Genomic DNA, 14118 nt, shown 5'->3' with positions numbered 1-14118 from the left:
TGAGCATGCATTTCACCGCCCGTTCTCCGGCGGTGCGGTCATGGCATCCTTTGTTGCAGGCGATACAATAAACGATATCGTCAAGATCTCCCCGCGGTAACTTGTTTGGGTAATCGGGATCGGCGATGAGCGCCCTGCCCAGCGCAATCACGTCCGCTTTTTTTCGGGTAATCGCTTCCGTCTGGATATCCGGAGAACTTAACTGCCCGGCGGCCATTACCGGAATACTCACCGCATCGCGGATATTTTCCGCCAGATAGAGATTTACGCCTTTCTTATGATAGGTATTCGGTACGGTACGGATATACGGGTACATCCCTGCCGATACGCTTATTGCCGCCACCCCCAGTTTTTCAAGGTAACGGGCAATGCGGACGGACAAATGGGGGTCAATGCCGCCATCGCGGCACTCATCACCGACGATACGGATACTTATCGGATAATCTCCCACCCGTTCCCGAGAACGCTCCATGATTTCCGTAATGAATTGCATCCTTCCCAGAAAACTCCCACCATAGCGGTCTGTTCTTTTGTTGGTCAGTGGCGACATAAAAGCGCAGATGAGATAGCCATGAGCGCCGTGCAGCTCTACTGAATCGAAGCCGGCTTGTTTGGCGCGCCATATCGCTTGGGCAAAATATTCCACATAATGGGCGACTTCTCCGGTGGTCAATTCTCTGGGGGGAGAATACTCGGCTTTGAAAATCGAATAGATTTCAGGCTCAAAATAAGAGGGTGCAACGGGTTGATACCCTGTGACGTCAATGCTGGTTTCCCGACCGGAATGATACAGACCGAACCCACGATAAGCATCGCCGCTCCGCCTCTGGCCCGGCGTTCATAGAAGGCGATTTCTTCCGGGGTGACACTGCCGTCATGGCTCATATGCACAGACATGGGCGCCATGACGAAACGGTTTTTTAATACCAAAGGGCCTATTTTGACTTTCTCAAACAAGACGCCATAATCCACTTTTTTCATGCCCCTTCCCCGCGAAATAAGCTGGTGATACAAGGGTCCTCTTCATACAGGCTCCCGATAAAAAAATTATAAAAATTGGACGCGATCAACTCAGCCGGCTATTCAGCCTCATGACCGCTAAATGCCGCGACAATGTTTGTTGTTACGCGTTGCCGTGAACACGTTAGCTGAAAGTTATCTTTGCCTGTCATAGATAATTCCTATGCTCTCGCGTTTTTAACGCCCTCGAAATTTATTTTCCCCGGAGACTATTGGTATGTGTTTTCGATACTTATATCAGGTGCGTTGTTTTTATCTGTAACGTACTTTACACAACCCTGTTAAAAGAGAAAGTATAAGTAAATGCGATTTCAGAAACCAAGAAATGATTTCTGCTGTATGGCAAATTTTCTCCCATAATGAAAAAATGAAATTGAAGACAATACGATATATTCATTACCGCCATGTAAAGCAGCGAATATGTAGCTAAGGCGATAAAAAAAAATTATATATTCTCATTCATTCGAGTTGCATCATGGCGGCAAGCGAGTCAGTCCTTGGGAGCAGAGTTAACGATGTGACTGGGGTGAGCGAGCGCCGCCAACAAAGAGGCAACTTGAAGTATGACGAGTATCAGTAACGACATCGTTGTTTAGATATGAGGGGGGAACGGACGAGGGATGTCCGCTCGCCCAGCGGTAAAAACAGCAACCGTTTATCCTATTGGCGGGCGAGGATAAACACCTATCGGTTGCCGGTTATCTTCCCGTTCAAATAACCATCGCCTCGACAATGGGCATATAAAAACCCGTATCAATGACTTGGTTGAGCCGCAATCCCGCGCCGGCCAGCAAGTGTTCCAGCTCTTCAACGGTGCGCTCGCGGGCGCCTTCCAGACAACTCATGACCAGCAGATCCATTATCTTGCTAAAATGGGGCATATTGCCTTCGGGGATAACGCTATCAATGATGAGAACTTTGCCGTCGGGCGCCATGGCCTTGCGGCAATTTTCCAGTATGCGCATCGCATGCTCGTCATCCCAGTCGTGAAGCGTATGTTTCAACAAATAAATATCGCCACGGGGGCAGGATTGGAAAAAATCCCCCTCGACCAGTTGCCAGCGGGAGGTATCTTGAAGTTCGTCCAGTCGATGCCGTTGCAGGACGTGCCGCTGATCAAACAATATACCCCGCACGGTGGGATGCGTTTGCATAATACGCAATAGCATCCCGCCAAAGCCGCCGGCCACATCGACAACCGTGCTGTGGGCGGGGAACGCATAATGGCGAATCAGCAGCGCGTTCTCCACCTCCGACATGGAATAGAGGCCGGCGTGGAAATCCTCCGCCGGCCTATGGGGTTGTTGCCAATATTCAAAAAAAGGCATACCGAATAAATTCTTGAAGACAGGGATGCCGCGCGCACATTCCGTCAGCCGTCCCGACGGATCCCATAGGGTTTTGTCCGTGAGCATTAACACCGCCGGGCGCAGGGAATTGGGATAATCGGAACGGAGGAACTCCGCCGCCGGCGTCAGAACAAATTGCCGATCGGCGGTTTCCCGAAAAATATCCCGGGTAGCCAGCAGGCGGAGAATACGCCGCAGTTGGCCTGGGTCGATGCCCAGAACCGCGCCAAGCTCCTCGGCGGTTTTCGCACCCTGCGCCAGGCAATGGGCTATGTCCAACTCGGCCGCCACCCTGAGCGCCGCCGGGAAGGCATAGCCCGCCGCCTGCTCCAGTAAATATAATCCGTCGTTGACATTGCCGGCGCCGGAAAGATCATGTTTGCCCATAACTGCTCCAGAGGTCTTGAGGTGATAGTCTCGGCATACGGCACGTCGCCTATTGGCTACGCTCGCTTGCCGCCGCGATGCGACTCGACGTATTCGGAGTGTGAGCGGCCGATTGATGCTTCCCGCCCGTTATCCGCGATGGACACATTATGCGAAAAGATTGGCGGGAAGGTGTGCAATGACATTCTGCCGGCTGTTCAATTCCCCATCCCCTGCCGAATGCCCCCCGCTCACCGGCTGATTGCCGGCAACGGCGCGGGCGGAATGTCGCTCAGACAGGATTACCCATTGATATCCTTTTACGATTTGTGCGAAGCGACGCGGCGTTTCTCCCCGTAGCATGTCCCTGCGGGCGCCAGGGGTGTATGCTGAAGCGGGACCCGCCGGTTAGTCGGTCAAACATCGGCGCATGGGAGACAAAACCGTCCATAGGACGCATACCAGAGGGGGCAGCCATGGCCGAGGTGAAAAATGTGCTTATCGCTTATGATGATTCCGACTGCGCGAAGAAGGCGTTGGATTTTGCCTGTGACTTTGTCCGGCGATATGGCGCCCGATTGCATATCGTATCCGTTTGTCAATTGCCGCAATTCGGCAGCGGCACCGCCACGGAAATGATTATCAAAAATGCCAAGGAAATCTACGGGGCGATATTCGCCGGTATGGACGGTGACCCCGCATACCAGGATATCGACATCGTTAAAGAGATGGAGGTCGGCAATCCGGCGGTCATGATCCTGCATTACGCCGAGAATCATAAAATCGACCATATTATCGTTGGCCACCGCGGCTTTTCCCATATCGAACGCTGGCTGATGGGGTCGGTGGCCCGGCAGGTTATCGATAACGCCGAGTGCCCGGTCACGGTGATCCGCGAACCGAGCTACTCGCACTGAGGCAGGACGGCGGCCTGTTTCCCCCGCATCGAGGGCGCCAAGACGCGGGCATGAAAAAGCCGGATAGGCGCCGCCGGACAATAACCGGCTCTAACGCCGCCCGCTTCGGCGGGTGGCCAGCCAGCACAGTAGCGAACCGGCGGTCACCATGACCACGCCAAACCAGAAAGATGGCTGCAACCGGGTATTGAGCAGCACACCCGCCAGTAGCGATGATAACACTGGCGTGAAGTAGGACGCGGTGGCCAGCAACACCAGGTTGCCGTGCATGATGCCGCGGTTCCAGGCCGCATAAGCCACCGCCGACGCGCCGCCGGCCGCCAGGAAGCGCCAGGCGGACGGCAAATCGATATGCATGCCCCGCTCTTGGCTGAAGCCATACTGGATCCAGAGGGTGGCGGCGGTCAGCAGAAAAAATAACGTCACGCCGTCTTTGCCGCCGGCCCATTTCTTGGTGATATTGCAATATGCCGCCCAAATCAGCGCGCCGCAGAACGCCAGGCCGTAACTCAGGGGGTTGGATAAAATATTGCCGCCTATGCGTTGCGGCGACCAGCCGTCGCCGCCGCCCATAATCCAGCCGATACCGTATAGGCACAGTAGCAGCCCCGGCAACAGCAATTTGTTGGCTTTTTCGCCGTTGAACACCACCGCCAGCGCAATGGTAAAACTGGGCCATAGATAATTGACCATGCCGATTTCGATGGCTTGGGTGCGATCGCGGGCAAAACCCAGCGCCAGCGATAAAAATATCTCGTAACTGGCGAACAGTACGCCTCCTGCCAGCAGATACTTGCGGGGGAAACCGCGCAGGGAGGGCAACCCCACCAGTAACAGTAAAAAAAGCGAACTGACGCTGTAGATTACCGCGGCGCCGCCAATGGGCCCCAGCGCTTCGCTGACGCTGCGTATCAGACCAATGGTGCTACTCCAGAGCAGAATTGCCGTTAACCCCGCCAGGGTCGCTTTGCCTTCGGATGAAAAAAGTTTCACTATAAAGTCTATTTGTTAAGCAATTGGCCGATTTTTTTTCTTTTCCACTTATCGATGCGTTTATCTATCACAAACGTTCTCAGCCCCTTATTGATAAGCAATACGGCCAAAATGGCGACGATCACCGCGGACCAGGTAATTCCGTGATTTATCCACGCGTTGATAAACATCAACAGCAGGCTGATAACGGTATAACTGCCCATTTGACGGTAAAATCGGGCCTCGGCGGCAATTTGCCGTTTGATTTTCGCCAGTTTTTCATCGACGGCTTGTGCTTGCTGACACTCTCCGGAATCGGCTTGACCGGCGTAAAGGTCGGTGACGCCCATATCAAAAGCGGCGGCAATGGCGGCCAGGGTTTCCAAACTGGCCTGCTCGCCGTTTTCTATCCGCTGTATGGTTCTTATGCTCAGTGAAGACAACTCGGCCAAGTGCTCCTGCGACCAGGCCCGAGAAAGTCTTAATGCTTTTATCCGATATTCGCTCATGATTCGCCTCCTTCGTGGTTGTTGGCGATAATCAAGATACCGGGGTTACGAGCACGCCGACACGACAGCGGTACGACAGCACTACGACAGCACTACGACAGTACGGCGAAACGCTGACGGCGGCGGCGCGAAACGGGTTCATTCAGCGGCGGCTCAACGCCAACCCGGGTTCTTCATGATGCTGATTCGGCCACAACCCAAAAACGCCATGGCCAGGCCGGCGAAGAAATAAACCGCCATTATCTCCACGCCCCATCCGCCGACTTTATCGAAAGTGAAAATTGCCGCGGGGTTGGTGATAAGCCAGGCGAAGATCATGGTAAAGCAGAAAATCAGCGCCGCCGGTCTGACCAGAATACCGAGAATCAACAGGATGGGCATCAGTACTTCCCCGATATACACCCCATAACCGACGAATGCCGGCATACCGTGATGTACTACCATGCCGATAATATTGTCTATGCCATGCATCATCTTGTGTATCCCGTGGGGCAGCATCATCCCTGCGAAGGCCAGGCGCAAAATGAATTTCCCTAAATCCGGCCTGTCGAGCATTCTATTAAGTATGGTTATCATTTTTTTTCCTTGTCATAGAGATAAATAGTAATCGTTACACTAGCAACAATGATATTCAATGACAATTCCGAACTCGCCGCATTGATTTTCGCTAGAGTTAGCCTCATGTTATTGAGATAAATCATGCAAGATAATCAGGGCCGCGCTATGACAAATCCATTACTGTCTTCTTTTGTTTTGCCGCCGTTTTCCGCCATCAAACCCGAACATGTCGTTGCGGCCGTGAAAGCCGCGCTGGACGACTGCCGGCGTGCCGTCTCGCGGGTGGTGGCGCTCGACGAACCCTATAGCTGGGACACTCTTTGCCAGCCGTTGGCCGAGGCCGACGATCATCTGGCCCGTATCTGGTCGCCGGTGGGGCATCTTAACGCGGTGAAAAATAGCCCCGAGTTACGGGAAGCCTATGAACAATGTTTGCCGCTGCTGTCGGAGTACAGCACCTGGGCCGGCCAGCACAAAGGGTTGTACGAAGCCTACCGCAGTTTGCGCGACGGCGACGGCTACGCCGAATTGAGTGTGGCGCGCAAGAAAGCGGTGGATAACGCTTTGCGCGATTTCGAATTATCCGGTATCGGCCTGCCGCCGGAAAAACAGCGGCGCTATGGTGAAATCGCCGCGCGCCTGTCGGAGTTGGGGTCCGCCTATAGTAACAATGTCCTTGACGCCACTATGGGCTGGACCCGGCTCATTACCGACGAATCCCTGTTGGCCGGTATGCCTGAAAGCGCGTTGTCGGCCGCCCGGGCCCGGGCCGAGGCGAAAGGACAGGATGGCTGGCTGCTGACGTTGGACGTACCCAGCTACCTGCCGGTCATGACCTATTGCGATAACGCCGCCCTGCGTGAGGACATGTACCGGGCCTATAATACCCGCGCTTCCGATCAGGGACCGAATGCCGGTAAATGGGATAACGGCCCGATCATGAGCGAGATTCTGGCATTGCGCCACGAACTGGCGCAGTTATTGGGGTTCGACAGTTTCGCCGACAAATCCCTGGCCACCAAAATGGCGCAAAGCCCTCAGCAAGTCCTTGATTTTCTAACCGACCTGGCAAAACGCGCCCGCCCCCAGGGCGAACAGGAACTGGCGCAATTACGCGCCTTCGCGGCGGAGCATTATGGTCAGCACGCGTTGCAGCCGTGGGATCTGACCTATTACGGCGAGAAACAGAAACAATTTCTGTACGCCATCAGCGATGAGCAATTACGGCCCTACTTCCCGGAGCATCGGGTCATAAGCGGCTTATTCGAGGTCGTGAACCGGATTTACGGCGTGACCGCCGAAGAGCGGACCGATGTCGAGACCTGGCATCCTGAAGTGCGGTTCTTTGATTTGTTCGACCAGCAAGGAGAACTGCGCGGCAGCTTCTATCTGGATTTGTATGCCCGGGAGAACAAGCGCGGCGGGGCGTGGATGGATGACTGCGTCGGCATGTTGCGCAAAGCCGATGGCAACCTGCAAAAACCGGTGGCTTACCTGACGTGTAATTTCAACCGGCCGGTGGACGGCAAACCCGCCTTGTTCACCCACGATGAAGTGACCACGCTATTCCATGAATTCGGTCATGGCTTGCACCATATGCTGACCCGCATCGACACCCCGGGGGTGGCCGGTATCAGTGGCGTGCCCTGGGACGCGGTGGAATTGCCCAGCCAATTTATGGAAAACTGGTGCTGGCGACCGGAAGCGCTGGCTTTCATCTCCGGCCATTACCAAACCGAAGAGCCTTTGCCGAAGGCGTTGCTCGATAAAATGCTGGCGGCGAAAAACTATCAGGCGGCCTTGTTCATTCTGCGTCAGTTGGAGTTCGGTCTCTTCGATTTTCGCATGCACTATGAATACAGCGAGGCGCAGGGCGCGCGTATCCTCGAAACCCTGTCGGAGGTGAAACGGCAGGTGGCGGTCGTGCCGGCGGTGGAATGGAGCCGTTTCCCCCATGCGTTCAGTCATATTTTCGCCGGTGGGTACGCGGCCGGCTATTACAGCTACCTCTGGGCCGATGTGCTGGCGGCGGACGCCTGGTCGCGTTTTGAGGAAGAAGGCATTTTCAATCGCGAAACCGGCCAGTCGTTCCTGGACAATATTCTGTCCCGTGGCGGTTCGGAGGAACCCATGGCGCTGTTCACCCGCTTTCGCGGGCGCGAACCGCAACTGGACGCCATGTTGCGCCACTACGGCATCCGGGGCTGAGTGTGTTCGCCATCGGCCTGGAATGCGGGCCGGATGTGGATGCGCGGCGGTTGCGCGCCCTGGCCGAGCGTTGGGGGCTTGTGGATGACGCCGCGTCGGTCATGGGTCTGGTGCTAACTTCGCGGCGTCTGGAGTTGGTTAAGCGGGACGAGCCCAAGCTCGGGGCCGTCTATGTGGATCTGGTCGGCGGCCAGGCGGCCCATCGGCGCCGGTTCGGCGGCGGCCGGGGCGAAGCGGTGGCCAAGGCGGTGGGTATCAAGGGCGACTATCTGCCCGATGTGGTGGACGCCACGGCGGGACTGGGCCGGGATGCCTTTGTCTTGGCCGCGCTGGGTTGCCGGGTGCGGATGTTTGAGCGCCACCCGGTGGCGGCCGCGTTGCTTGACGACGGTTTGCAGCGGGCTTATGACGACCCGGAACTGGGGGGGTGGCTAAGGCAGCGGCTTTGCCTGCTGCCGGGATCCAGTCTGGAAAACCTGCCGGGCCTGCAACCCCGCCCGGAAGTGGTCTATCTTGACCCCATGTTTCCCCATCGGCCGAAAAGCGCGCTGGTAAAAAAGGAAATGCGGGTATTTCAGACGCTGGTGGGCAGCGACGAGGACGCGGGGCAGCTACTGGCGCCGGCCCGTTTGCTGGCCACGCGGCGTGTGGTGGTTAAACGCCCGGATTACGCGCCGCCGCTGGGCGGTATCGCCGCCCAGGCGCACTTAACCACCAAAAACCACCGCTTCGACCTGTATACGCCGCTGTCAGTGCCGGACTGACGCGGGGCCAACGAAAGAGACGCCCTTCGCCCGCGATGGACGAAGGGCGGATATGACCCGGTGGCGCTATTCTTCGTAGACGTCTTCGTCGTTCAGCGGAACGATCAGCATGTCCACATGTACGGTATTGATCAATTGACGCGCCGAGGACATCAGTTTGCTCCAGAAATCTTGATGGTGGCCGCACAATACCAAATCAACATCGTACTTATTAATGGCATCCACCAATACCTGGGCCAGGTCGCCGCTGCCGCTCAGCACCTCGGTAATGGGATAGCCGGCATTTTGCGACAACTGCTTCAACGCGCTCTGGGTTTCGTCGGATATGCGTTTTTGCATATCGCCCAGATTGACATCAATCAAGCCGGTGTAGAGATCGGAGTAGTTGACATCGACATGGATCAGAGAAATCTTGGCGTTGTAAGGCTTGGCCATCGATACGGCTTTTTCCACCAGGATGTTGCTTTCCGGCGAGAGGTCGACGGCGATAAGTATATGTTTGTAAGACATGATCAGACTCCTTGCAAAATGTCACTCGTTAGCTTGTTGCGACGCGGTATCTCTTCCTTCCTGCCTGTGACACTTCGAGTTTAGCATTTTCCACGGCCCGCAGAGTGATGCGGAGATCACGCCGGTCCGCATATCCACCGGCAAACGGCGTATGTCATCACTCTTCCTTATTGGCGCCCCCCTGTCAATGATGGTTAAATCACAATATTGAATATACTCGTCATACTTCACGTTGCCTCTTGGTTGGCGGCCTTCGCTCAGTTGCCGCCGCGATGCGAGGCGATGTATCTAAAATAGATGCCCTAACCGCTTTCATTCGCCCATGAGGCGATAACCGGCGATGTCTCGGGTCTATCGGCGTCGATAGCTGAATTTTTTTAAACTTGCGTGATTTTTGTCGCTTCGGTTGCTTTCTTTTGACAAACTTTTTCTACACTCAATATTGAGGCCCTCATTGTTAAAGAGGCTACATAATACTGTTAGTGCGTCAATCCAATCTCGGATATATCAATTTTGGGGTGGGCTAGTTCAGCTCTGTGGTGAGTTGTTATCGGGCGCAATCGCTATCTATCCGCCGGTGGGGGATTTGATACGGTTCGTGTCGCCGGGGAGGGGTTATGATCAACACCGTTGCGCTTTTCTGGGCTTTATGCGTCGTTTGCGTAATCAATATGGCGCGTTACTACTCTTCGTTACGGGCACTGCTGATTGTCCTGCGCGGCTGTGATCCGCTGCTCTATCAGTATGTCGACGGCAGCGGATTTTTCACCGCCCATGGTCAGCCCAGCAAACAGTTGCGGCTGGTACGGTATATCTATGCGCAACGTTATCTCGATCACCACGATCAGGAATTTATCCGCCGTTGCGAGCGGGTGCGCCGGCAATTCATCCTGACCAGCGCCTTATGCGGACTGATCGTCATCAGTTTGGTCGGCCTGGCGATTTGGCATTGAATCCGCCCCGGCCATCTGGCAAACCGGCGGGTCAGATCAATTGCAGCGACAGCCAATACAGCGACCCTGAGAGCACCACCGCCACCGGCAGGGTGAGTACCCAGGCCAACAGGATATTCTGTACCGTTTTGTTTTGTACGCCGCCGCCGTCCACCAACATGGTGCCCGCCACCGCCGAGGACAGCACATGGGTGGTGGATACCGGCATGCCGGTATAGCTGGCGATGCCGATAGACACCGCCGCCGTCATTTGTGCGGAGAGTCCCTGGGCATAGGTCATGCCTTTTTTACCGATCTTTTCGCCGATGGTGGTGGCCACCCGGCGCCAGCCGATCATGGTGCCGATGGATAACGCCAGCGCGACCGCCGTGATAATCCAGAGCGGGGCATATTCCACGGTCTCCAGCAAATCCTTGCGCAAGTTAATCATCAGGCGCCTGTCATCCCCGGAGACCTGCGGCAGGGCGATAAGCTTGTCCGTTGAATCCGCGATGCACATCAATAGCCGCCGCACATGGGAACGCTCGGCGGGTTGCAGTTGATCGTAGCTTTGCAGGTTATCCAGCAGATCCAGCGTCTGGTTGATAGCGATCAGCGCCCGGTTGTTATCGCAATGAAAAAAGGTGACGGCCGGCTTGGGCGAATCCGCTTGCGGGGCGGGAGTGGACGGCGGCGTAACGTCTTCCACCTGCGGCAGCGATGCCAGGTGCTGCCGGAAAAAGGGCTGAAGGTTGGCGACGGCGTCCCGTGTTCGGGCGATATCATAGGGAGCGGCGTTCATGTTGACCATGAAACCCGCCGGGGCCACGCCAATCAGAACCAGCATAATCAGGCCGATGCCTTTCTGGCCGTCGTTGGCGCCGTGAGCGAAACTGACGCCGGCCGCCGATACGATCAGGGCGGTGCGGGTCCAGAACGGCGGCTTGCGCTTGCCGTCCTGCTTTTCCCGTTCGGCCGGCGTCAGATGGATACGCCGACGTTTCGGGGTGCCGCTCCAGTAGCGGCGCAGCAACGAGACCAGGATCCCGGCGAGAATCAGGCCCACCAGCGGTGAAATGATCAGCGACAGGAAGACTTCCACCAATTTGGGGATATTGAGGGCGTCCACCACCGAGCTGTGAGTGAGCAACGCATTGGTCAGACCGATGCCGATGATGGCGCCGATAAGGGTATGGGAACTGGATGCCGGCAGGCCGAAGTACCAGGTGCCCAAATTCCAGAGTATGGCCGCCAACAGCATGGAGAACATCATGGCCAGACCATGGGCGGAACCGACGTTTAGCAGCAGATCCACCGGCAGCAGATGGACGATGGCGTAAGCGACGCTCAGCCCGCCCAGCACCACGCCGAAGAAATTGAACACGCCCGACATGCCGACCGCCAACCGGGCGCGCAGAGCCCGGGCATAGATAACCGTCGCCACCGCGTTGGCGGTATCGTGGAAGCCGTTGATGGCTTCATAGATCAGTACGAAAATAAGCGCAAGAATCAATAAAAGACCGGTATGGAATTCGAGGCCGGTAAACAGATGCAGCATAAAAGTTAGGCCATTTATTGGATATGAACGGGGCGCATTATCTGCGACAACGGGGGCATGGGAAAAGCAAAAAATGTACTTTTTATGACATTTTTGCTGCAAGTGCTTCGTGTTGTTTAATTTTAGGCGTTGTATAACAATAAATTATGCTTAACGTCTCACGGTGTTCCAAGCGAAACCCACGCCGGTCGGAGATACGGCGGGCGGTGAAAACCCTCACCGCAAACCGCGGCGCAAACGGGGGGATGAATTCAGTCATCTTTTGCTTCGAAAACTTTGCGGCTTTCCCGGGTCAATAGCGTCAGGCAGCGGTGACGCAGGGCGAGAAATTCGGGACCCGCCATATCGTCCAGCTTGCGCGGACGCGGCAGGCTGACCTTAAGTTCTTCGATAATGTTGCCGGGCGAGGCGCTCATCACCAGTATGCGGTCGCCCAGGAAAATCGCTTCGTCGATATCGTGGGTGACAAATAACACGGTGATACGGAATTCCTGCCAGATAGCCAGCAAATTTTCCTGCATAAGCAGCCGTGTTTGCGCATCCAGCGCGCCGAAAGGCTCATCCATCAACAACACATTGGGATAATTGGCCAGGGCGCGGGCGATGCCGACCCGTTGCTGCATGCCGCCGGATAGGGCGGCGGGATAGCTATCGGCGAATTTGGTCAAACCGATCATGGAGAGAAATTTGTCCGCGATGGCCAGGGCCTTGTGCTCGCCGTGTCCGCCGATTCGGGGGCCGTAGGCGATGTTTTCCCGGACGGTTTTCCAGGGAAACAGCGAATGCTGCTGGAAGACCATGCCGCGATCCGGTCCCGGCGCGGTTATGGCCTCGCCGTCCACTTCCACCCGTCCGGTCGTGGGGGCGATAAATCCCGCGACGCAATTGAGCAGCGTGGACTTGCCGCAACCGGAGGGCCCCAGCAGACAGACGAATTCGCCGGGCGCGACGGTCTGGTTGGTGGCGGCCACGGCGTTGTGGCTAACGCCGCGCAAGGTGTAGGTAACGGCGACATCCTGGAAAACGATACGGCCGCGATGGGCATTGAAACGTTTAATCATTGGGGAACTCCCGGAGAAATCGCCCGCTTGTCCAACCAGGCGCCGGCCAGGCCGGCAATCCGTCCGTCGTGGAACGCGGGAGCGAACAACGTCATGCCAAACGGCAGTCCCGAGGGATAAAATCCGGCGGGCACCGCCAGCGCGCAAAGATCGAGGATATTGCAGAAATAGGAATACCGGCCTTGATGGGTATTGCGCGCGATAGGATCGGCCCGGATATCGGCAATGCTGTAAAGCGGCCCGACGGTGGGAAGCGCCAGAACGGCGTCGGCGCCGAACAGCGCGCGGGTACGGGCTTTCAGTTGGCTCAGGCGTTCCAGGCCACGGAAAACGTCCGCTCCGGACCATTGCCGGCTTTTATCCACTACCGCAACGATTTCGGGTAAAACCTGCTGCGGGTGCTGTTTAACAAAATCGCCGATTCCGGCATAACGGTCGGCTATCCAGGGACCCTCGAACACCAGGTTGCCGGCCTCGATAAAAGGCTGAAAATCGATGCGCGTTATCCCGCAGCCCATACCCGCCAATGCCTCCAGGCTTTGCCGGAACAGTTCGGCGCCGTCGGGGTTGGCGATAAATTCCAATTGATCGTCGCGGGGGGCCAGCAGGCGCCAGGCGCCGTTATGCGTGTGTTGCGCGAAATCGGCTCGCGACGCATCGTCGCGCAGGGAGGGATCCGACGGGTCCGGTTGGAAAATTTGCCGGGCGACCGCCAACGCATCCCCCACCGATAGGGCGAAAACCGACGGGCAATCCAGGGTGCGGCAACAAGGAACGATACCGCGGGTGCTTAGTGTCCCCACCGTGGGTTTTAAACCAACGACGTTATTCAGCGCGGCGGGGATCCTACCGGACCCGCCGGTATCGGTCCCCAACGAAAAGCAGACCTGATGCAGTCCCACCGATACCGCTGAACCCGAACTGGAACCGCCGGCGATCATCTCTGCGTCGAAAGCCGAACCGCAGGCGCCGTAAGGAGAACGCACTCCGGTCAACCCGGTGGCGAACTGATCCATATTGGTTTTGCCGATACAAATCGCCCCGGCCGCTTCAAGGCGCTCCACCACCGGCGCGGAGCGTTCGGGATGGTAGGCATAACCCGGACATGCGGCGGTGGTCGGCAACCCCCGCACATCGATATTATCCTTAACCGAAAACGGAATACCGTAAAACGGCAGTGAGTCCGGCGAATGCCGCGCCAACTCCTGCGCCATCCGGCGGGTTTCCTCGCGCGGCCGCCGGCTTATCCAAACATCATCCCGTCCGGCGGCCTCGATGCGGTCATCGATCTGATCAATCAATTCAGGTGGCCGCAAGGTTCCCGCGAGGTAGGCCTGGCGCAGCGCGGACAGATATAGCGGACCCGTTATCACTGTCGTGTTCCTTGTTCCATA

At 56.5% G+C, this 14118-nt stretch carries 12 protein-coding genes and 1 pseudogene; 4 read left to right on the top strand and 9 right to left on the bottom strand.

Annotation, left to right across the window (positions count from 1 at the left end):
* Positions 1-151: 151 nt before the first annotated feature.
* Positions 152-897: pseudogene (locus tag FCN80_RS26725) on the bottom strand (NADH:flavin oxidoreductase); the annotation flags it as partial.
* An 833-nt stretch (positions 898-1730) separates the two neighbouring features.
* Positions 1731-2756 (bottom strand): methyltransferase, encoded by a 1026-nt coding sequence (locus tag FCN80_RS07135; protein ID WP_136989420.1) that lies wholly within the window; start codon positions 2754-2756, stop codon positions 1731-1733.
* 455 nt (positions 2757-3211) lie between these two features.
* On the opposite strand from FCN80_RS07135, the gene FCN80_RS07130 reads away from it, so the two are divergent.
* Complete coding sequence (locus FCN80_RS07130) at positions 3212-3652, top strand: universal stress protein (RefSeq protein ID WP_170975333.1); 441 nt, start codon at positions 3212-3214, stop codon at positions 3650-3652.
* A 90-nt stretch (positions 3653-3742) separates the two neighbouring features.
* Here FCN80_RS07130 and yddG read toward each other — a convergent pair whose 3' ends face one another.
* From yddG to FCN80_RS07115, 3 genes are all read right to left on the bottom strand, one after another.
* On the bottom strand, positions 3743-4645 hold the full coding sequence (yddG, locus tag FCN80_RS07125; protein WP_136989416.1) for an aromatic amino acid DMT transporter YddG: 903 nt from the start codon (positions 4643-4645) through the stop codon (positions 3743-3745).
* Between the two features lie 8 nt (positions 4646-4653).
* The gene (locus tag FCN80_RS07120; RefSeq protein WP_136989414.1) at positions 4654-5133 is read right to left on the bottom strand and encodes a helix-turn-helix domain-containing protein; all 480 of its coding nucleotides are present in this window, start codon (positions 5131-5133) and stop codon (positions 4654-4656) included.
* A 153-nt stretch (positions 5134-5286) separates the two neighbouring features.
* Positions 5287-5709 (bottom strand): DoxX family protein, encoded by a 423-nt coding sequence (locus FCN80_RS07115; RefSeq protein ID WP_136989412.1) that lies wholly within the window; start codon positions 5707-5709, stop codon positions 5287-5289.
* Positions 5710-5856: 147 nt separating this feature from the next.
* On the opposite strand from FCN80_RS07115, the gene prlC reads away from it, so the two are divergent.
* Together prlC and FCN80_RS07105 are read left to right on the top strand one after the other, a co-directional pair.
* The gene (gene prlC, locus FCN80_RS07110; RefSeq protein WP_136989410.1) at positions 5857-7899 is read left to right on the top strand and encodes an oligopeptidase A; all 2043 of its coding nucleotides are present in this window, start codon (positions 5857-5859) and stop codon (positions 7897-7899) included.
* Positions 7900-7901: 2 nt separating this feature from the next.
* Positions 7902-8663 carry a class I SAM-dependent methyltransferase gene (locus FCN80_RS07105; protein WP_230492539.1) on the top strand — a complete coding sequence of 254 codons (762 nt, stop codon included), beginning with the start codon at positions 7902-7904 and terminating at the stop codon, positions 8661-8663.
* A gap of 66 nt (positions 8664-8729) precedes the next feature.
* Here FCN80_RS07105 and uspA read toward each other — a convergent pair whose 3' ends face one another.
* Positions 8730-9173 carry a universal stress protein UspA gene (gene uspA, locus FCN80_RS07100; protein ID WP_136989408.1) on the bottom strand — a complete coding sequence of 148 codons (444 nt, stop codon included), beginning with the start codon at positions 9171-9173 and terminating at the stop codon, positions 8730-8732.
* A 617-nt stretch (positions 9174-9790) separates the two neighbouring features.
* Between uspA and uspB the strand changes: the two genes are divergently transcribed.
* Positions 9791-10126 (top strand): universal stress protein UspB, encoded by a 336-nt coding sequence (uspB, locus tag FCN80_RS07095; protein ID WP_136989407.1) that lies wholly within the window; start codon positions 9791-9793, stop codon positions 10124-10126.
* 31 nt (positions 10127-10157) lie between these two features.
* Here uspB and pitA read toward each other — a convergent pair whose 3' ends face one another.
* The 3 genes from pitA to FCN80_RS07080 all read right to left on the bottom strand — a co-directional run bounded on the left by pitA (position 10158) and on the right by FCN80_RS07080 (position 14097).
* Positions 10158-11663 (bottom strand): inorganic phosphate transporter PitA, encoded by a 1506-nt coding sequence (pitA, locus tag FCN80_RS07090; RefSeq protein ID WP_136989405.1) that lies wholly within the window; start codon positions 11661-11663, stop codon positions 10158-10160.
* A gap of 251 nt (positions 11664-11914) precedes the next feature.
* Positions 11915-12724, bottom strand: coding sequence for an ABC transporter ATP-binding protein (locus tag FCN80_RS07085; RefSeq protein WP_136989403.1), 810 nt, complete (start codon positions 12722-12724; stop codon positions 11915-11917).
* Positions 12721-14097 carry an allophanate hydrolase gene (locus FCN80_RS07080; protein ID WP_136989401.1) on the bottom strand — a complete coding sequence of 459 codons (1377 nt, stop codon included), beginning with the start codon at positions 14095-14097 and terminating at the stop codon, positions 12721-12723. Before FCN80_RS07080 ends, FCN80_RS07085 begins: the two co-directional genes overlap by 4 nt.
* Between the last annotated feature and the right edge of the window lie 21 nt (positions 14098-14118).

The sequence above is a fragment of the Martelella alba genome (assembly GCF_005217455.1).
In the GTDB taxonomy this organism is placed as follows: domain Bacteria; phylum Pseudomonadota; class Gammaproteobacteria; order Enterobacterales; family Enterobacteriaceae; genus Acerihabitans.
Note: the sequence above shows the minus strand (reverse complement) of the source record. Positions and strands in the feature narration are given on the sequence as shown.